Origin of the sequence: Terrimonas ferruginea DSM 30193, assembly GCF_000425585.1 — a bacterium.
GTDB classification, from domain to species: domain Bacteria; phylum Bacteroidota; class Bacteroidia; order Chitinophagales; family Chitinophagaceae; genus Terrimonas; species Terrimonas ferruginea.
This window is the reverse complement of the sequence record NZ_AUDS01000021.1, coordinates 70,434-88,005: the sequence shown is the minus strand read 5'-3', so window position 1 is coordinate 88,005 and position 17,572 is coordinate 70,434. Positions and strand designations below refer to the sequence as shown.

At 45.9% G+C, this 17,572-nt stretch carries 21 protein-coding genes and 1 tRNA gene; 15 read left to right on the top strand and 7 right to left on the bottom strand.

The window, feature by feature from the left end; all coding sequences use genetic code 11:
- Window positions 1-684 (top strand): ABC transporter ATP-binding protein, encoded by a 684-nt coding sequence (locus H608_RS0108720; RefSeq protein WP_028787341.1) that lies wholly within the window; start codon window positions 1-3, stop codon window positions 682-684.
- Between the two features lie 18 nt (window positions 685-702).
- On the opposite strand, the gene H608_RS0108715 is transcribed toward H608_RS0108720, so the two are convergent.
- From H608_RS0108715 to H608_RS0108700, 4 genes are all read right to left on the bottom strand, one after another.
- Window positions 703-1,053: a hypothetical protein gene (locus H608_RS0108715; RefSeq protein WP_162142859.1), complete on the bottom strand. Its 351-nt coding sequence runs from the start codon at window positions 1,051-1,053 to the stop codon at window positions 703-705.
- A 119-nt stretch (window positions 1,054-1,172) separates the two neighbouring features.
- Window positions 1,173-1,592 carry a DUF6326 family protein gene (locus H608_RS0108710; protein ID WP_028787339.1) on the bottom strand — a complete coding sequence of 140 codons (420 nt, stop codon included), beginning with the start codon at window positions 1,590-1,592 and terminating at the stop codon, window positions 1,173-1,175.
- Complete coding sequence (locus tag H608_RS0108705; RefSeq protein WP_028787338.1) at window positions 1,573-2,277, bottom strand: DUF4386 domain-containing protein; 705 nt, start codon at window positions 2,275-2,277, stop codon at window positions 1,573-1,575. The genes H608_RS0108710 and H608_RS0108705 overlap by 20 nt, the downstream gene beginning before the upstream one ends.
- A 90-nt stretch (window positions 2,278-2,367) precedes the next feature.
- Window positions 2,368-3,288: an alpha/beta hydrolase family protein gene (locus H608_RS0108700; protein WP_081658840.1), complete on the bottom strand. Its 921-nt coding sequence runs from the start codon at window positions 3,286-3,288 to the stop codon at window positions 2,368-2,370.
- A 168-nt stretch (window positions 3,289-3,456) separates the two neighbouring features.
- Here H608_RS0108700 and H608_RS0108695 point away from each other — a divergent pair, with 168 nt between their 5' ends.
- Together H608_RS0108695 and H608_RS0108690 are read left to right on the top strand one after the other, a co-directional pair.
- The gene (locus H608_RS0108695) at window positions 3,457-4,500 is read left to right on the top strand and encodes a sensor histidine kinase (RefSeq protein ID WP_028787336.1); all 1,044 of its coding nucleotides are present in this window, start codon (window positions 3,457-3,459) and stop codon (window positions 4,498-4,500) included.
- The gene (locus H608_RS0108690; protein ID WP_028787335.1) at window positions 4,493-5,185 is read left to right on the top strand and encodes a LytR/AlgR family response regulator transcription factor; all 693 of its coding nucleotides are present in this window, start codon (window positions 4,493-4,495) and stop codon (window positions 5,183-5,185) included. Before H608_RS0108695 ends, H608_RS0108690 begins: the two co-directional genes overlap by 8 nt.
- Before the next feature lie 358 nt (window positions 5,186-5,543).
- Here the strand turns inward: H608_RS0108690 and H608_RS0108685 are convergent.
- Both H608_RS0108685 and H608_RS24755 read right to left on the bottom strand, forming a co-directional pair.
- Window positions 5,544-5,617, bottom strand: a tRNA-Asp gene (locus H608_RS0108685).
- Window positions 5,618-5,701: 84 nt separating this feature from the next.
- Entirely contained in the window at window positions 5,702-5,860 is a 159-nt protein-coding gene (locus tag H608_RS24755; protein WP_245565741.1) for a hypothetical protein, read from the bottom strand.
- Here H608_RS24755 and H608_RS21750 point away from each other — a divergent pair.
- The 5 genes from H608_RS21750 (at window position 5,807) to H608_RS0108655 (ending at window position 11,498) form a co-directional block, all read left to right on the top strand.
- Complete coding sequence (locus H608_RS21750) at window positions 5,807-6,661, top strand: glutamate--tRNA ligase family protein (protein WP_342664846.1); 855 nt, start codon at window positions 5,807-5,809, stop codon at window positions 6,659-6,661. The genes H608_RS24755 and H608_RS21750 overlap by 54 nt on opposite strands.
- A gap of 36 nt (window positions 6,662-6,697) precedes the next feature.
- Complete coding sequence (locus tag H608_RS0108670; protein ID WP_051268148.1) at window positions 6,698-8,614, top strand: sialate O-acetylesterase; 1,917 nt, start codon at window positions 6,698-6,700, stop codon at window positions 8,612-8,614.
- A 175-nt stretch (window positions 8,615-8,789) separates the two neighbouring features.
- Window positions 8,790-9,161 carry a thioredoxin gene (trxA, locus tag H608_RS0108665; RefSeq protein WP_028787333.1) on the top strand — a complete coding sequence of 124 codons (372 nt, stop codon included), beginning with the start codon at window positions 8,790-8,792 and terminating at the stop codon, window positions 9,159-9,161.
- 55 nt (window positions 9,162-9,216) lie between these two features.
- On the top strand, window positions 9,217-10,014 hold the full coding sequence (locus H608_RS0108660) for a sulfite exporter TauE/SafE family protein (protein ID WP_028787332.1): 798 nt from the start codon (window positions 9,217-9,219) through the stop codon (window positions 10,012-10,014).
- An 80-nt stretch (window positions 10,015-10,094) separates the two neighbouring features.
- Window positions 10,095-11,498, top strand: coding sequence for an MBL fold metallo-hydrolase (locus H608_RS0108655; protein ID WP_028787331.1), 1,404 nt, complete (start codon window positions 10,095-10,097; stop codon window positions 11,496-11,498).
- Between the two features lie 4 nt (window positions 11,499-11,502).
- On the opposite strand, the gene H608_RS0108650 is transcribed toward H608_RS0108655, so the two are convergent.
- Window positions 11,503-11,874, bottom strand: coding sequence for an iron chaperone (locus H608_RS0108650; protein WP_028787330.1), 372 nt, complete (start codon window positions 11,872-11,874; stop codon window positions 11,503-11,505).
- Window positions 11,875-12,148: 274 nt separating this feature from the next.
- Between H608_RS0108650 and H608_RS0108645 the strand changes: the two genes are divergently transcribed.
- The 7 genes from H608_RS0108645 (at window position 12,149) to H608_RS21740 (ending at window position 17,566) form a co-directional block, all read left to right on the top strand.
- Window positions 12,149-12,925, top strand: a complete 777-nt coding sequence (locus H608_RS0108645; protein ID WP_028787329.1) for an alpha/beta fold hydrolase — start codon at window positions 12,149-12,151, stop codon at window positions 12,923-12,925.
- A gap of 291 nt (window positions 12,926-13,216) precedes the next feature.
- Window positions 13,217-14,104, top strand: a complete 888-nt coding sequence (locus H608_RS0108640; RefSeq protein ID WP_028787328.1) for a bestrophin family protein — start codon at window positions 13,217-13,219, stop codon at window positions 14,102-14,104.
- An 18-nt stretch (window positions 14,105-14,122) separates the two neighbouring features.
- Window positions 14,123-14,374 (top strand): hypothetical protein, encoded by a 252-nt coding sequence (locus H608_RS0108635; protein WP_028787327.1) that lies wholly within the window; start codon window positions 14,123-14,125, stop codon window positions 14,372-14,374.
- A gap of 15 nt (window positions 14,375-14,389) precedes the next feature.
- The gene (locus H608_RS21745) at window positions 14,390-15,178 is read left to right on the top strand and encodes an ATPase (RefSeq protein WP_155990099.1); all 789 of its coding nucleotides are present in this window, start codon (window positions 14,390-14,392) and stop codon (window positions 15,176-15,178) included.
- A gap of 260 nt (window positions 15,179-15,438) precedes the next feature.
- The gene (locus tag H608_RS0108620; protein ID WP_028787326.1) at window positions 15,439-16,371 is read left to right on the top strand and encodes an SPFH domain-containing protein; all 933 of its coding nucleotides are present in this window, start codon (window positions 15,439-15,441) and stop codon (window positions 16,369-16,371) included.
- Window positions 16,372-16,376: 5 nt separating this feature from the next.
- Window positions 16,377-16,628 (top strand): hypothetical protein, encoded by a 252-nt coding sequence (locus tag H608_RS0108615; RefSeq protein ID WP_038007871.1) that lies wholly within the window; start codon window positions 16,377-16,379, stop codon window positions 16,626-16,628.
- A gap of 2 nt (window positions 16,629-16,630) precedes the next feature.
- On the top strand, window positions 16,631-17,566 hold the full coding sequence (locus H608_RS21740) for a hypothetical protein (RefSeq protein ID WP_051268146.1): 936 nt from the start codon (window positions 16,631-16,633) through the stop codon (window positions 17,564-17,566).
- Window positions 17,567-17,572 lie beyond the last annotated feature (6 nt).

The window sequence follows — 17,572 nt, the reverse complement described above, 5'->3', positions numbered from 1 at the left end:
ATGACTGATACCGTACTGGAAGCTGTTCACATCAATAAATACTTTCATGATCCTGTGAAAGTGAAGGTTTTGACCGATGTTGAATTTTCTTTGTCCAGGGGAGAATTTACGTCCATCATTGGAAAGTCGGGCTGTGGCAAGTCCACGTTGCTTTATATTCTTTCCACGATGGATACGGACTATGAGGGTGATTTGAAAATTGATGGGATTAGTATGCGGCACAAGAAAGAGTCGGAACTTGCCAGGGTAAGAAATGAAAAGATTGGGTTCGTCTTTCAATTCCATTACCTGCTCAATGAATTTTCTGTACTCAGGAATGTTATGTTACCCGGCGAAAAATTAAGCAAACGCACAACAAAGGAGATAGAAAGTATTGCTTACGAAAAACTCAAAATACTGGGCATAGAAAAGGAAGCGCTTAAAAGACCAAATCAGTTGTCGGGAGGGCAGAAGCAACGGGTGGCAATTGCCCGGGCGCTGATCAACGATCCATTAATTATCATGGGAGATGAGCCAACCGGCAACCTCGATAAGAAAAACAGCGAAATGGTTTTCGATATATTCAGGGAACTGGCCGAGGTCTATCATCAATCGCTATTGATCGTAACACACGATAATGAATTCGCCCACCGGACGCATCGCATTATAGAAATGGAGGATGGCCGCATTGTAAGCAAAGCCTGAATGTTTGAAAGGGAGGGGTTAAGGAAACGTATATGACATGGCAGAGTTGGGCGATGTATACACCTGCGATTTAACCAACTGGTTATCGATTAATATCTCCAGTTTCACTGTTTGAGCAGGATTGACAAAATATCCCAATGTTATAATATTGTTTTTGTTTACGGTTTTTGTGATGGTTTTCATAAACGGTAATGCAGGATTGTTAACCGTAGTCTGTCCTCCGGTTTCGTTATCGTAGGTCACTGACGCCAGGCTATTGGCTGATGTACTGCTAACCTTATAGGTGATACTTACCTGTTTGGGGTAGTTATTGTCATTAGTTGATCCCGGTTTATTGCAGGCACTCACCAGTGAAATAAGCAAGGCCATAAAAAGAGAGTTATAAGGCGGTTTCATTTTTAGCGTTTAATTTTTTATATAAAAAGGGAGTAACATACCAATCAATTGACGTTTCACAGTCGTTAGTCATTTGTTACTATCATCTGTACTTAAATTTTCGGCCAGCGCAAGGCCAGCCACACAATAGTTGCTGTAATGGTGCTTTCCAAAAAGGATAACATGACATAAAATATTCTCCACTCAGAAAAAGAGGAAGCGCCTACAAATAATGTGAATAAGGTAAAGAAAGCAGCCACAACAATGTTCGAGACCCTGTTCCATGTTGGCTTTATTATGAGGGAAAGAAAAATCATCAGGGATGGAATCGTAAGGATAATTGATGCAAGCAGCAGGGTGTAGGGGGTATTCAATAAATTTTGTCCATGCAGGAGGCCCGCAACTTTTCCCGGTACGTACAATTCAAAATAATCGCCGTAAATGTAAAGAAACATGACGGTCGTCCAAAGGGCAGCGAGTTTCAATTTGATGTTGATCTTACTGTCTTCGTAATTATATTTTCTGCTTTTCATTTTTCTTTGATTTTAATCCCAAAAACAATAGCCAGCCGCAGGTGGTGATTTCCGCCACTGCGGGCAGTATTCTCATATATTTTCCTATTCCGGTTTGCGGGTAGTTGGCAAACAAGGTGTTGCCCGAAAAATTTACCAAATAACCCAGACAACCCAGCATTAATAAAATGCCTGAAAATTTCGGCATAAAACCTGACCGGTAAACCAGCAATCCAAAAGGGAAAAGCCAAAGTCCCCAAAACACTGTTGCCAGCAATATCCCGTCATTATACTGCTGTAGCGACAACATTAGTTTTGCCTGTAAATCTTCCACAGGAATAGTTTGCAAGATGGATTCTTTCCCGGTAATCGTCAGCACTGCATACTGATGTTGCAAATTGTTAAACGATATGGGCACACTTAATAAAGCCAATATCAGCATTGCCCTTGCATGTGACTCATTAACAGGTCTTAAAAGTTTATACAGCAAAAGCAGCAAAAAGGTAAAAGCCACATAACACACGATGCTGCAATAAATGCCAATCCGGAATAACGAAGGCGATGTGGTAATGTTGTTGAATGTTACCGTGCTGTTGTTCCAGTCAATAAGTTGTTTAGGTATATAAGCCAGGCTGAACATGCCCGTAATGACTACAACCAGGTAAATGAGACCTGCTGCTCCTGCTGTATTTTTAGCTGTGTTCATCTTTTTTTATTGAAAGCCATAGCGGCAATCGGTTGTTGTATTATTTAGGGCGCTGGTTGTTTTCCAGGAATCAGGCGGTCGGCTTTTCTTTTAATCCTCTGCTTCGTTCAACAGAATATTCCAGATAGTGTTCCTGAACTTTTCGGTAAACAATGAAAAATGCCCGATTTTCAAGGCATTAAAATTTCCGGGGGAGAAACGGAGTCTTTTGATACCGGCATTGGTAAATTGGGCAGTAAGCCACTCCACTGATTTTGGGGGCGCAAAAAAATCATCATCCATACTTATAGAAGTGATGTTACATTTTAGTTTGTCAAAATAGAGATTGTTGTGCGCGAAGCAGGAGAATAAATAGTTTCGGTTCCTGCACCACTTAGCCCATTCCTGCGCAACATTTCCCGGCAGGTTTTCTAACCGGCTGATTTTCTTAGATGGCAGATAACCGAATCCCTTTGTCAGAGCGGGAACCAGCAAATGCCAATTTACCCACATCTTTATTTTCGCAAATCCTTTCCAGAATCGCCAATAGCCGGACTGTACTGCAACAAGAATGATCTTATCTGCCATGTAAGAAGAGGGCGCCAAACCGATTAATTGGCCGCCGATACTATGCCCCAGGAGAATGATCTTATGATTTGGGAAAGTTGTAATGGTATGGTTAATCACCGCTTCCAAATCCCTGCTTCCCCAACTTGTGAGGGAACAGCTTTCCGCCTCGATATTTACATGCAGGGATTGGCCAATACCTGTATAATCAAACGTAATGGATGAGATGTTGTTATGCCGAAAGAATTCAGCAATCTTTTTATAAAAGGATTGCACCACCCCGGCGGCAGACACAATAATCATGATTTTGTCTGCAGCCGGCGCCTCATATAGACTGCAGCTGATAGCCTGGTGGTTGCCTGTATTGATTGTAAAAGAATGCATGACAGAAAAACGGGTCCGATACAAATTTGAACAAATAATTATCCCCCGAAATTGCTTTGTCAATGAAAGGCGATTCTTCATAAATAAAAAGCGGGATTTCGTCAATGAAGCAGGGCAGTAAAGGCGGGTATGCTGTTTTACAACGCGGTTGCTTTACATAATTGTGCAGTCTGTTGACGATAAAGTGACGTTCGTAGGCGGTTTTAATCAAATGAACCGTTTTGGGTATTTTTAAACGTAAATCGGACAATGAAAAGGAACTTAGATAGCAGGCGGCTGAATTTTTACCTACTTACGGGTTTGGGGTTTTTGATGTTGTATTCCGTTGGTGAATTTTTGGGATACCGGGAGACTTTTATTCGCAGAGCGATCAACAGTATAATATTGGTGAGCTATCTTACCGTACTTAACTGCATGCTGTTTGAGAAAATTCTACGGTTATTCAAGTGGCCGTGTAAAAATAATCAACGGGCGTTTTTCTTCCTGTTTGCCGTTATCTTTTTTTATTCCTTCGGATTGTATGGTTGGCGCTGGTTATGGATACAATCAGGCATTTACGCGGATTATACACCCGGGCTGTCTTTTTTGAAGGGGGTGGCGGTCCATTCCCAATTCAGCGTTGCCTGCGTTGTTTTTTTTGCAATAGTGCGGAATATATACAACAACATTCGGCTTAGAGAAAAAAACAATCAATTGAGAATTGAAAAAAAAGAAGCTGAACTAAACTATCTGAAAGCCCAGACCAATCCTCATTTTCTTTTTAATACACTTAATAATATTTATTCATTAGCAAGAGATAAAAACGACCTGGCTCCTGAATCGATTTTGCGGCTATCTAAAATTCTTCGTTTTATGCTGTATGAAACCGGCGGAGGTTTGATATCCATAGAGGAAGAATTGCGGATAATTGATGATTATATAGCGCTGGAAAAGCTCCGTTACGACGAGTCGCTGCTTATTATGGTCGAGGCCGATGTGGAGAATTTAAAACAAGTTTTGCCGCCTTTGCTGCTCATTCCATTGGTGGAAAATGCCTTTAAGCACGGGGTTTCAGAAACGAGAAATAAGCCATTCGTAGCAGTTTATCTTACTGTAAAACAAGGGCAATTAATGTTTACCGTAAAAAACTCAATAGAAGAAACGGCAATCGCACAGCCAATGAAGGAAAATATCGGACTTTCTAATTTACGCAGGCAGTTAGCACTGCTTTATAAAGATTATGATTTGTCCGTGGGGCGGGAGAACGCGGTATTTATATCAACACTAAGAATCAACCTGACAAGCAATGCCTGAAATAAAATGCATAATAATAGAAGATGAACCGCTGGCCGTTAAAGTACTGGCGGATTATGTTGCGCAAGTGCCTTTTTTGCAATTGGAAGGCCGTTTTAAAGATGCCATACTGGCGACGGACTGGTTGCGCACCAATGACGTACAATTGATTTTTTTGGATATTCACCTGCCTAAACTAAAAGGGATGGCTTTTCTGAATACCCTCTCCCCCAAACCAGCCGTTATTATTACGACTGCTTATCACCAGTATGCCGTAGAAGCATTTGACCTGAATGTAACGGACTATCTCCTGAAGCCTATAGAATTTGAGCGCTTCTTAATGGCCATCAACAAGGTTAAATTGGCTTATGACAATAGCCGGCTTGCCCCTGAAAAGAGTAACGCCAGGGATTACTTATTTCTCACTGTGCAAAAGAAAAAAGTCAGGGTTTTGTTCTCTGAGATTTTGTATGTTGAAAGTCAGCGCGAGTATATAAAAGTAGTTACTGAAAAAAAGGAACTTATATCAAGGATGAGTACGCATGAAATAGAGGATCTTTTGCCAGGGGCTATTTTCAAACGGATTCATCGTTCATTTATCATTTCAGTTAATAAACTGGAATCCTACACAGCGGAATCGGTTGAAGTGCAGGGGGTATCTATTCCTATTGGAAGAGGGTATCGGAATGTTGTGGAGCGTTTATGATTTCCTTGCGGAACTTTTAGTACAATAAAGAACCGCCTGGTAATTGCGTGATGACGGAGAGGACTTGCTTGAATCCAGTATTTCGTTCTTGTTATCATCTGTCAGAGAAATGTATTTTAATAAAATCAAATGGCATGTCTGGCATGGTTGATATATATATTCTTGCTTTCGTGTGTAGTACTTTCCACCTGCTCAAAAGCAGGCGCAACCCCAGCGGTTTAAAAAAGGATATAATCCTGCTTCGATTTTAAAGTTACAGATCTTCGGTTTGTTGAAGTGGGCCGTCAGAAATGGAATGGGTTCGCCATTGTTGTTGTGCCAAAAACAAAAAAGCCCCGAATTTCTTCGAAGCTTCCTGCGGACCGGACGGGACTCGAACCCGCGACCTCCGCCGTGACAGGGCGGCATTCTAACCAACTGAACTACCGATCCAAAACGTACAACTCAATGATTGTTTGCGTTTTCAGGCGGCAAATATAGGGACAAAGCTTTCCCCACAAAAAAAATCTGCGTTTTTTATTTTCCCATTTCTTCCTTCCCGATTTTTGCATCCTGGCATTTCCATCCACCATACAAAACAACTTCGCCCGCACCCGCATCGCGCCCACACCCAGCGGCTTCCTGCACCTGGGCAACATTTTTTCTTTCGCCCTCACCGCCGCATTGGCGCGACATACCAACGCCTCCATTTTTCTCCGTATCGATGATCTCGATCACGAACGCGTTCAAACAAGTTACCTGCAGGATGTTTTCGATACGCTGGCATTCCTCAGTATTCCTTACGACGAAGGCCCGCGCGATGCCGGCGATTTTCAGAACCATTTTTCGCAGTTGCTTCGCGAACCGCTTTACCACCAACGCCTGCAATCTCTCCGCGATCGACACCTGCTCTTCGCCTGCAATTGCTCACGCAAGCAACTGGCCGGTTATGAAGCCTATCCCGGTACCTGCCGCCATAAAAATCTCGATCCCGATGCGCCCAATGTAGCCTGGCGTATTGTTACGGGTGATCAACCCGTTGTCAGTTTCCACAATATCGATGGCTCATTGACCACCGCCACCTTACCGGTAGCCATGACCGATTTCATTGTCCGCCGCCGCGACGGCAAAGCCGCTTATCAACTCAGCAGCCTCGCCGACGATACTTTCTACCAAACCGATCTCATCGTTCGCGGACAAGACCTGCTCGATTCCACGCTGGCGCAGTCTTTTTTATCGTCCCTGATGCCCGATCATCCGTTGCAGCATGTTTCCTTTTTTCATCATCCGCTTTTGCTCAACAGCGAAGGAGAGAAGTTGTCAAAATCCGCAGGTTCCATTTCTATACAGTATTTACGCACGCACGGATATTCTGCTGCGGCCGTTTACGACCTTATTGCCAAAAGGATCCATCCCGGCTTCGAGGCCGGCTCCTGGCAGGAACTGGCTGCCTGTTTCTTGAAGTCCCACTCTTTTCAAACCAGAAAAAAGCCGTAGATTTAAACCGATTGCATAATTAAACCTGAATCAGTTATGTTTAACCGGCTTGCCCTTTTTCTTACCCTGCTGACAGCCTTCCTGCAGACTTCCGCCCAGATCCGGCTACCCTGCCTGATCAGCGACGGCATGATCCTCCAGCGAGATAAACCAGCCCGGCTTTGGGGCTATGCTTCCCCCGGCGAAAAGGTATCACTCGTTTTCAAAAAGACTACTTATACCGCCATCACCGGTAAGGATGGTAAATGGATGTTAACCCTTCCTGCCCAACCCGCCGGTGGACCTTTTGAGTTGTCTTTTTCCGGTACCAATAACATAGTGGTGAAAGACGTTTTGTTCGGCGATGTATGGATTTGCGCCGGCCAGTCCAACATGGAGTTGCCGCTGTATCGTGTGCAGGATTTTTATGGTTCCTTGCCTGCGCAGTTGGCGAATCCCGCTATCAGACAGTTCGAAGTGCCCGACCGCTATAATTTTAAAAAACCGGAAGAGGATCTGGCCGGTGGCAGTTGGCAAAAAGCACAGGGTCCCTCATTGAATGCATTCACCGCCGTTGGTTTTTTCTTTGCCGCCGATTTGTATAAACGTTATCGTGTTCCCATAGGATTGATCAATACCGCACTCGGCGGCTCTCCGGCAGAGGCATGGATCAGCGAAACCGAACTCAAAGCTTTTCCCAAGCCGTACGAAGAATTACAACGTTTCAAAAACGATAGCCTCATCGATGCCGTTGAAACAGCCAATACTGCTAACCAACGTGAATGGAGCGCTTTGTTGTATGCTGCTGACCCCGGTATAAAAGGGCAGTGGCAAAATGAATGGAGCACAACGCCCTGGGCCGATTCCATAGAGGTACCGGGGTATTTTCCCTGGAAGGGAAACGGATCTACCTGGTTCAGGAAACAACTTTATTTATCCGCCGCTCAGGCGAACAAACCGGCCCGTTTGATCTTGGGACGCATCGTCGATGCGGATTCTGTTTTTGTCAATGGCCGTTTCGCTGGCACCACCGGTTACCAGTATCCGCCTCGCCGCTATGAACTGCCGCAGGGTTTATTGAAGGAAGGATGGAATACCATTACGGTACGCATCATTAATTCAGGTGCCAAAGGTGGCTGGATTCCCGATAAACCGTATGCATTGGTACTCGATGGCGATAGTCTGCAGTTGCGTGGTTATTGGCAATACCGCAGAGGCGCAGAGATGCAACCCATAGCGCCGCAGGTTTTTGTCCGCTGGAAGCCGGGTGGACTGTATAATGGCATGATCGCACCACTCGAGCGATACGCCGCAAAAGGAGTGATCTGGTACCAGGGTGAAGCCAATACGGGCAAACCCGCGGAGTACCGCGAATTGATGAAGACCCTGATCGCTGAATGGCGCCGGCGCAGAAACGAACCCGCCATGCCGTTCCTGTTTGTGCAACTTGCGAATTACATGGAGGCAAAACCCGCGCCCTCTGAAAGCAATTGGGCCGCAACAAGACAGTCACAGTTGGAAACACTTGAAATACCGAATACCGGCATGGCCGTGGCCATCGATCTGGGTGAATGGAATGATATTCACCCGCTACGCAAACGCGAAGTGGGAGAGCGGCTGGCACTCGAAGCACGCAGGGTAGCCTATGGAGAAAAGAAACTGCTCAGCAGCGGACCATTGCCGCTATCCGTTACCCGGAAAGGAAATCATTTATGGGTGAATTTTGACCGTGCCGGAAAAGGACTACGCACCACGGATGGCAAGATTGTTGGTTATGTTACCGTAGCAGGCGCAGATGGCCGTTTTGTCGTGGCCGAAACAAGCATCAGGGGAAAGCAATTGGAAGTGTGGCATCCGGCTATTTCACTTCCGGTTACGGTACGTTATGCGTGGGCCGACAATCCGGCAGGTGCCAACCTGGTTAATGATCAGGGATTACCCGCATCGCCTTTTACCATCAGTGTCAAAGAATAATGGGCGGCATAAAAATGCCACCCGTAATTTTTAGCGGCAGTGTGAGCAAAGAAAATGAAAAGAAGACTACCGTATCGTTCCGGATAAAATTAAGGTGGTAAATGAGCGATGACAATACTGAATTTGTGGTAGCCCTGCATTGCCTGAACATTTTTTATTCATCAATCATTTCCTTATGAATACGATTAAACTGGATACAGCGGCATTCAAAGAAAAGATATTCGATTACACGACCGATAAAGATTGGCAATACGACGGGCCGCTGCCCGCCATCGTCGATTTTTATGCCGATTGGTGCGGCCCCTGCAAACAGATAGCACCGGTACTCGAAGAACTGGCGAAAGAATACGAAGGCCGCCTGGTTATTTACAAAGTTGATACGGAGGCAGAACAGGAACTGTCAGCAGTATTCGGTATCCGCAGTATTCCCACATTTTTATTCATTCCCGTAGGGGCCGATCCGATGATGCAACCCGGCGCATTTCCCAAACATATTTTCAAGCAGGTAATAGAAGAAAAACTGCTGACACAGGAAACGAAAAGCTGATTCAAACCGAACACTCGTTAATTTTTTCCCGGTAATAAACTACATTGCGCGGGATATGGAATGGATTGGCTATGCAGGCGCGCTTTTCATTGGCATTTCGCTGGGACTTATCGGCGGCGGAGGCTCTATTCTGACCGTTCCCGTACTGGTTTATCTTTTTAATGTGGAGCCGGTCACCGCAACGGCTTATTCCCTGTTTATTGTTGGCGCTACAAGTCTGGCCGGTGTTTATCCGAAGTATCGTGCTGCACAGGTCAATCTCCGCACTGCATTTTTCTTTGGCCTGCCTTCATTGGCGGCGGTTTTTGCCGCCCGCGTGTGGTTATTGCCGGCTGTTCCCTACCAGATCACATCGATAGGTGATTTCATTGTTACCAAACCATTATTGTTGCTGATCGTTTTCGCCATATTGATGGTGATCGCGTCGATATCGATGATCCGCAATACACGCCCCGCAGAAGCTTTGCCTACCGATTTACCCGCACCTGATTTCCTGTTGATGCTGGCCGGAGTGGCCGAGGGTACATTGACCGGCATGGTAGGCGCAGGAGGCGGCTTCCTGATCATTCCCGTATTGGTGTTGCTGGGAAAATTATCCGTGCGTACGGCCATCGGCACTTCCCTGCTCATCATTGCCGTTAAATCACTGATCGGTTTTTTTGTCGATCCCGCACGGCACCACGTCGACTGGACCCTTTTATTAACCATTACCGGTATTGCCATCGTTGGCGTATTTACCGGAAATGCCATTGCGCAACATGTCCCCGCACGCAGATTGCGCCAGGCATTCGGCTGGTTCGTACTGGCCATGGGAATTTACATCCTTCTCCGCGAACTCGTTTTTTCCAACTGAGAAAATTTAGCCCGCAGCGTGATCAACGTCATGGGCAGCCCCGTATATCTCCCGCATTTTTGCTGATTAAAATGAATGCGATGAAGATAGAGCAGATCTACACGGGCTGCCTGGCCCAGGGCGCTTATTACATCGAAAGCGACGGAGAAGCCGCCATTATCGATCCATTACGCGAAACAGCCACTTATGTGGAGATGGCTGCGCGGAACAATGCCCGCATCCGCTATGTATTGGAAACGCATTTTCATGCAGATTTTGTTTCCGGTCATCTTGACCTTGCAGCCCAGACAGGCGCCACGATCGTGTACGGTCCGGGAGCGGCACCTGCCTTTCCTTTTTATGCCGCAAAAGACAACGAGGAGTTATCATTGGGAAAAAGCAGGATCCGTGTATTGCATACACCCGGACATACCATGGAAAGTACCTGCTATCTCCTTATCGATGAGAAGGGTAAAGAAGTGGCCTTGTTCAGCGGCGACACCTTGTTCATAGGAGATGTTGGCCGTCCCGATCTTGCACAAAAACTAAAAGCCGAACTGACGCAGGATAGGCTTGCGGGATTGTTGTATGATTCACTGCGCAACAAGATCATGACCCTGCCGGACGACGTGATCGTTTATCCGGCGCATGGCGCCGGCAGTGCCTGCGGAAAAAATATGAGCCGTGAAACCAGCGATACCCTGGGACATCAGAAACAAACGAACTATGCCTTACGTCCCGATATGACCAAAGAAGCGTTCATCAAAGAAGTAACCAGCGGATTGACCGAACCGCCGGCTTATTTTCCTTCCAATGTGTTGATGAATATCCGCGGTTATGAAAATAGCGAGGCAGTCAGGCAAAGAGCATTGCGGGCTTTATCACCCGACGCATTTGAAGCAGCAGCCCGTGATACGAAAGCATGGATAATTGACACGCGTGCGGCGCAGACATTTGCGTGTGGATTCATCGCAGGGTCCATCAGCATCGGGTTGGATGGATCATTTGCTCCCTGGGCCGGCACAGTGATCCCGGATATAAATCAGCCACTATTAATTGTGGCGGAACCCGGCACGGAAGAAGAAGTGGTGATAAGGTTAAGCCGGGTAGGGCTGGATCACGTAACAGGCTTTTTACAGGGAGGATTTGATTCCTGGAAAAGGGCAGGTAAACCGATTGAACATATCGCTTCGGTGCCAGCCACTGAATTGCCTGCAGATGCAGGACTGCTTGATGTGCGGAAAAAAAGTGAATACGAAAGTGAACATGTGATCGGTGCCCAAAACAGCCCGCTTGACTATATCAACGATGCGGTAAATGTTATTGATCGCCACAAAACCTGCTATGTTTATTGCGCCGGAGGTTATCGTTCGATGATTTTTATTTCGCTGATGAAAGCACGCGGATACAACAACCTGGTCGATGTGCAAGGCGGATTGAACGCGATAAAAGCAAGTGGCCGGTTCAGGCTGTCGGCCTATGCCTGCCCTACGAGCATGCTATAAGACGTTATTTTTTCGCACGTTTGGCGGCCAGCTCTTCATTGCGCCGGATCCCCGCCTTCACCATGCGGGTGATCAGCGTTTTGGGAAGCGCTTTGTCGTAAGGAAAATGGATGGATCCCTTGGAACCATTGTAAGCGGTGGTTTCGGCAGCAAACTCCTCGATAACACCCGGCCCGGGATAGAGACCGATATGATTTTTATTGGCCGCGAAATGGACCAGGTTTCTGTCGTTGAGGCGGAATGTGGGCATGGCATAGCTGATCACCTCTTCCGCCTTGGGTGCGGCTTTGCGGATGATCTGGCGCATTTGTTCAAGTCCTTCTTTATGTTCCGCTGCGCATGAAGCGATATAGGTGTCGATAGAGGTGAATGCCATAATAAGTCAAAATTCAAAAGTAAAAATTCAAAAAGTTCACAACCTGTAATGTTTCGCCGCTCTGGTGTTCTTCTCACTGCATCCACAATAAAGACACCCACACCAACAATTACCGGTTGCTCAAATCTAAAGATAAAAGTTCCCCGGCGTTGCCGGTCGGGATTTTTGGCCTGTCCGTATCCGGGCTTTAAGACTTCGTCTGGTTTTTATATTATTGTACAGAGGTATTGTACTAATCTTCGGTGTTTGAATTTTTAATGCTGACTTTTAATTTATGGAAACAGGCTATAAAGAAATAGCGGGCATCCGCATGTATTATGAAAAGCAAGGTAAAGGACAACCGCTGGTACTGATTCACGGTGGTGGTTCTACAATAGACAGTACCTGGGGACGGATACTTCCCCTGCTTTCCCCCAACTTTACAACTATCGCGATGGAATTGCAGGCACACGGCAGGACCAGCGACCGCGATCAGCCGGAGAGTTTTGAGCAAGATGCCGATGATGTGGCGGGTTTGTTGCAATCGCTCGGTATCGGACGCGCTGCCATATTTGGTTTTAGCAATGGAGCTACTACGGCGATGCAGATAGCCATCCGTCATCCCTCGGTAGCCGGCAAACTGGTACTGGCCGCAGGTTGTTACAAGCGATCGGGTTTACCGGATGGTTTTTTCGAAGGAATGGCCAACGTCACGCTGGAAGTAATGCCCGAATCTTTAAGAAATGCATTCCTGGCGGTTAACCCGGATCAGCAAGCGCTGGAAAATGTATTCGAAAAAGACCGGCAGCGGATGATACATTTCAAAGACATCCCCGATGAATTGCTGGCGCAGATCGACTCACCGGCATTGATCATCAACAACAACCTGGACGTGATAAAGAACGGGCATGCTTTGAAAATGGCTGAGCTGATACCAGGTTCGCAATTGGTGATCATGCCCGGCACGCATGGTGCCTGCATAGGATCACTTGAATCCGATGATGTCGACCAGGAAATGATAGCCTTTACGGCAAAAATAGTGAAGGACTTCCTGCAGTCAGATAGCAGGTAAGGAGGGAGGTCAGCGGCGAACTCCCTGCTGATTGGCCTTTTTAGTTTTGACCTCAGGCGTTCTGCCACTTTAATTCCGTATGGAAAAGTGAACGGGTCGCCTTCAGTAATAAGTTTTAAGCCAGTGAAGTCCAACAGCCTGGTTCGTGTATACACGAACCAGGGAATAAAAGGACTCACCATTGACCATTAAGATTTTTGCCTTTTGAATTTTGACTTTTTACTTTTGAATTTGAATTGGCATACGGGTTGCGTAAATTGAGTATAGACATTCAAACCACCTGTCGTATATATGCTCATCAAAAAAAGGATCTCGATCGTTTATTTTCTAAAACTCATCATTTGGGACGCCGCCGCCATTTTATGTTACGCCATAGTGGTCGGTATATTGGACCATATTTCTTTTTTCTCCAACATTACCATCCCGTTCGCCCTTTCGGCTTTGGTCGGCACTTTACTTTCCCTGTTACTGGCTTTCCGCACCTCGCAGTCGTATGAGCGTTGGTGGGAAGCACGCGTGGTATGGGGCGCGATTGTCAACGACAGCCGGACATTGATCCGGCAATTGCAACAGTTCCTTCCGGCGGACGAACAAAAGCAATATATCATACAAAGTTTTGTAGAGCGGCAGGCGATGTGGTGTTATGCCTTAGCGAATACGCTCCGCAAATTGGAAATGACGGACAGGGTGAAAGACTATTGTGCTAAACAGGGTATTGCCGGTGAAAACATCCCCAACCTGCTGCTTACACGTCATGCGGAAGAATTGTCTGCGATCACCACAAAGTATGCCATGGATGCCAACAGGCAGGTGCAGCTCGACAGCACCATTCAGCGATTGACCGATGCCATGGGACGCTGCGAACGCATCAAGAGCACCGTATTTCCCCGGTCGTATAGTTTGCTAATACATTTCCTGATCTATGTATTGATGACCATATTGCCTTTTGGCCTGGATGATAATAACGTTTTTGTTGAAATGTTTTTGGTGACCCTGATACCGGTATTGTTCATTGCCATCGAGCAGACATCCATCCTGATGCAGGATCCGTTTGAAAACAAACCGACCGATACGCCGATGACTACGTTGTCGGCCACCATCGAACGAAATATGCTGGAGATGACAGGGCAGGAGGTACCGCCGAAAATGGTAGCGGGTGGTAGTTATTATATGATGTGAGGATTAACTTTTTTATGAATGCCAGCGATAGGAAAAGTTGTAAATTTGGCTATGCGGAAGAATAAATCTTCAAATATCGATAAGTATACAACGTCTGACGGCTATGCGTATTTGACCAAAAGAATGGTTGTGGCTACAGCAAAAGCTGCTGGGCGTCGGGCTGCAAAAAATGCTATGGAGGTAATGGGATATGTAGTGGTATCCGAAGGCGGTTGGGTTGTGAAAAAATTTAAGGATGGCAGAGTAGAGAAACTGTCAAAATTGGTTTAACCCAAGCGCTAGTAAATGGAGAATTTTTTCAAACAACCTCAGTTACGGATGCGGGTATTTGCAGGGCCAAACGGGTCAGGTAAAAGCACTGTTATCACAGATATTAAAGCAAAGGAGGAAAATGGCAAGCAAATCGATTTCGGATATTATATTAATGCAGATGATATTGCAAAAGCGCTCAGAAACGGGCGTTTTTCTTTTTTGTCGTACTCGATAAAACCAAACGCGTTCCAACTTGTCACATTTGCGCGTGATTCAGGACTCATGGCTGACGCGAAATCTTTAAATGATTTTGCATCGGGATTTGTGATAGATGGCTTTAAGCTGTTCCTTCTGGATATTAAACTGATTGATAGAACTGCCCAGATTATAGCCCGATTTTTACGAAGCCAGATGCTACGATTAAAAAGGCGTTTTTCTTTTGAAACCGTTTTTTCCCATGAATCTAATTTGGATATAATGCGTGAGGCGACAGATGCTGGATACAAAGTTTATCTTTATTTCGTGTCGACGGATTCTCCAGATATTAACAAGTATCGTGTTGCTCTGCGTGTAAAGGAAGGAGGGCATAGTGTTCCAGAGGATAAAATTGAGAGCAGGTATTTTCGATCGATGGCGCTTTTAAACAAAGCAGTCGGATTGTCTTATCAGGTATTTTGCTTTGATAACTCCAATGACGGTATGCCATTTCGACTCACAGCTCACGGAAAAAGAAAGTCAGGTATTATGGAATGGGACGAAATTCCTGAAGAAGATCAAACACATTGGTTTAAAAAATATTGTAATCAGCCTTCTGCTAATTAAAAAAGCGCTCCTCAAAAATCTTCTCACCCAAACCAATGGTAAATCCTTAGTCGCCCGGCCCCGAATCACTTTTGCGGCGATAATTAACCAAATAATCAACACGTTATCTGAAGCGTGGCACTAAAATTGTCTTCGATCTTGTCGCAAAAAGACAATACCGGAACGGCTGCCATGGCATTTGAAAAAGTGCATTACGTTCGTTGTTGTCCTTTTGATCCTTTCCTGATCATCAACAGCCAACCATGTAAACCGTACAGCTAATGAATGCTCCCTTCATCGAGATCATAGAAGATACTACTCCCGATCCCAATCTGCTGATGTGGAAATATGCAGATGAAGACAAGGAAATTAAAAACGGTGCTAAACTTACCGTCCGTGAATCACAGGTGGCAGTGTTTCTTAATGAAGGACAACTTGCCGACGTTTTTCAGCCGGGCCTGCATACGCTGCAAACCGCAAACATCCCCATCCTGAGCCGGCTCAAAGGCTGGAAACACGGATTCAAGAGCCCTTTCAAGGCAGATATTTATTTCATCAATACCCGCCAGTTCGTCAACAATAAATGGGGAACGCCTGCGCCGGTGATGATGCGCGATCCGGAATTCGGACAGGTGCGCGTGCGCGCTTTCGGCACCTTCGATATCCGCATCAACGATATCGCCGCCTTTTTCAGGCAATACGCCGGCTCTTATAAAACCTTTACCATCTTCGAACTGCAACACGAACTGCGGGATTTTATCGCGCCCAAATTCGGAGAAGTACTGGCGCAGCATAATATTTCCGTAACAGATGTGGCCGGTAACGTAACCGAACTGGGCAGGAAAATCGAACCATTCCTCCGGCCATACTTTGCACAGTTTGGGATCGAACTGCTGACGTTTACCATCACCAGCGTCACGCTGCCGGAAGAAGTGGCTGCGCATTACGACAAGATCACCAACATGAACATGGTGAGTGACATGGAGAAATACACACGCTTCAATACTGCGCAGGCAATCGGTGAAAAAGGAACGGCAATCAACGAAGCCACCACCAATGCGATGGCCATGGGTATCCTGCTAAACCAGCCACAGCAGAAACCACCAGATGATATTGCAGGCCGGTTACAGCAATTGAAATCGCTTTTTGAAAACGGCCTTATTGATGAAACGGAATACAAAGCCAAAAAAGCAGAACTCATCGATAAACTATAAAGGCTATGTCAGCAGAAAAGAAACCGCTTTCATTGTTGGAGCGGATGAAACAAAAGGCGAAAGAACAAAAAAATTACGGCGGCGAGTTTACCGGAGAAGAGGCAAAAGTAAATGTGCGCGCCTGCCCCAATTGCGGTGCCGGCCGTGCAAAACAAGATGGCCTCACACATTGCGCCTACTGCGGATTCGAATTCCTTTCCATCAAACTTACCGATGGCATTAACCTGAAAAAAGAAGATAATTCTCAAAACACCTGACTATGTTTGGACTTTTCAGCAACCAGGCAACAAACAACGAAGCCACTGCCGCTATCAAGGAAATGGAAGAAACCAGGGAACGATTTTTTGCATTCATCGGAAAGCTGGAACAAAAGATGAAGGAGTTTGCAGAAGCCTCTCTTCCCGAATTAACTGAATTGAACAATACCGACACAGATGAATACAAGCGCGCCTATCACCGCATGAAAGCCGCCGTACTCGGACAACTGGACAGTATTCAGAAAAAAGCGCTGGAAGTAAAAGAAGAGAAGATCACCAATTTTCGCTTTACCACCAATGATCATGCATTATCCACGGCTTATTACGATTTCAGAAACGATTGCTACGACCGCTACAACCAACTGGATGAATTGAAGAATTACTACCGCGGCCAGGTAGAGGCGACTTACTCCGAAAACTACGAAGCAAAATACCAGCAGATACTCGACGAGTACGAAGCCATCAGGGATAAATTCGCCTGCATCCAATGCGGAAGTCCTCTCGTTATTGAAAAAATTTATTTCACTACCACTTATATAACTTGTCCCGCCTGTCAGACCCGCAATACCTTTGAGCCGAGTTCCAAAGCAAAAACGCTGGAGCAGCTTGGCCGCAGTCTCGCCGAACAAAGAACTGCGCACCTTTTGAAAGAACATGATGCGATACCTGCTAAAACGCAGGAATTATACCTCGAGCGTCACAAGATACAATTGAGTCTTATTCATGAAAAAGACAACCGGGTCATCAGGGAAAAGACCAGCCGCATCGAAGAATTGGGAAGACTGCATGAGGAACTTGAACGCAAACGTCCTGCGTTGTACCAAACCTATTTGCGTGCGATGTTTGACGAATGGAACAAGATTAATCCTGCATTGACCGAGGAACATGAGAAATTCTACAACCGGTTATTGAGCGACTATAGAAAATATAAACTTTAAGCATTA

Bases quoted from the DNA above. Each gene is read 5' to 3' on its own strand.
- H608_RS0108720 (WP_028787341.1), top strand. From the start codon at position 1: ATGACTGATACCGTACTGGAAGCTGTTCACATCAATAAATACTTTCAT.
- H608_RS0108715 (WP_162142859.1), bottom strand. From the start codon at position 1,053: ATGGCCTTGCTTATTTCACTGGTGAGTGCCTGCAATAAACCGGGATCA.
- H608_RS0108710 (WP_028787339.1), bottom strand. From the start codon at position 1,592: ATGAAAAGCAGAAAATATAATTACGAAGACAGTAAGATCAACATCAAA.
- H608_RS0108705 (WP_028787338.1), bottom strand. From the start codon at position 2,277: ATGAACACAGCTAAAAATACAGCAGGAGCAGCAGGTCTCATTTACCTG.
- H608_RS0108700 (WP_081658840.1), bottom strand. From the start codon at position 3,288: ATGAAGAATCGCCTTTCATTGACAAAGCAATTTCGGGGGATAATTATT.
- H608_RS0108695 (WP_028787336.1), top strand. From the start codon at position 3,457: ATGAAAAGGAACTTAGATAGCAGGCGGCTGAATTTTTACCTACTTACG.
- H608_RS0108690 (WP_028787335.1), top strand. From the start codon at position 4,493: ATGCCTGAAATAAAATGCATAATAATAGAAGATGAACCGCTGGCCGTT.
- H608_RS24755 (WP_245565741.1), bottom strand. From the start codon at position 5,860: ATGTCGCGCCAATGCGGCGGTGAGGGCGAAAGAAAAAATGTTGCCCAG.
- H608_RS0108670 (WP_051268148.1), top strand. From the start codon at position 6,698: ATGTTTAACCGGCTTGCCCTTTTTCTTACCCTGCTGACAGCCTTCCTG.
- trxA (WP_028787333.1), top strand. From the start codon at position 8,790: ATGAATACGATTAAACTGGATACAGCGGCATTCAAAGAAAAGATATTC.
- H608_RS0108660 (WP_028787332.1), top strand. From the start codon at position 9,217: ATGGAATGGATTGGCTATGCAGGCGCGCTTTTCATTGGCATTTCGCTG.
- H608_RS0108655 (WP_028787331.1), top strand. From the start codon at position 10,095: ATGAAGATAGAGCAGATCTACACGGGCTGCCTGGCCCAGGGCGCTTAT.
- H608_RS0108650 (WP_028787330.1), bottom strand. From the start codon at position 11,874: ATGGCATTCACCTCTATCGACACCTATATCGCTTCATGCGCAGCGGAA.
- H608_RS0108645 (WP_028787329.1), top strand. From the start codon at position 12,149: ATGGAAACAGGCTATAAAGAAATAGCGGGCATCCGCATGTATTATGAA.
- H608_RS0108640 (WP_028787328.1), top strand. From the start codon at position 13,217: ATGCTCATCAAAAAAAGGATCTCGATCGTTTATTTTCTAAAACTCATC.
- H608_RS0108635 (WP_028787327.1), top strand. From the start codon at position 14,123: ATGCCAGCGATAGGAAAAGTTGTAAATTTGGCTATGCGGAAGAATAAA.
- H608_RS21745 (WP_155990099.1), top strand. From the start codon at position 14,390: ATGGAGAATTTTTTCAAACAACCTCAGTTACGGATGCGGGTATTTGCA.
- H608_RS0108620 (WP_028787326.1), top strand. From the start codon at position 15,439: ATGAATGCTCCCTTCATCGAGATCATAGAAGATACTACTCCCGATCCC.
- H608_RS0108615 (WP_038007871.1), top strand. From the start codon at position 16,377: ATGTCAGCAGAAAAGAAACCGCTTTCATTGTTGGAGCGGATGAAACAA.
- H608_RS21740 (WP_051268146.1), top strand. From the start codon at position 16,631: ATGTTTGGACTTTTCAGCAACCAGGCAACAAACAACGAAGCCACTGCC.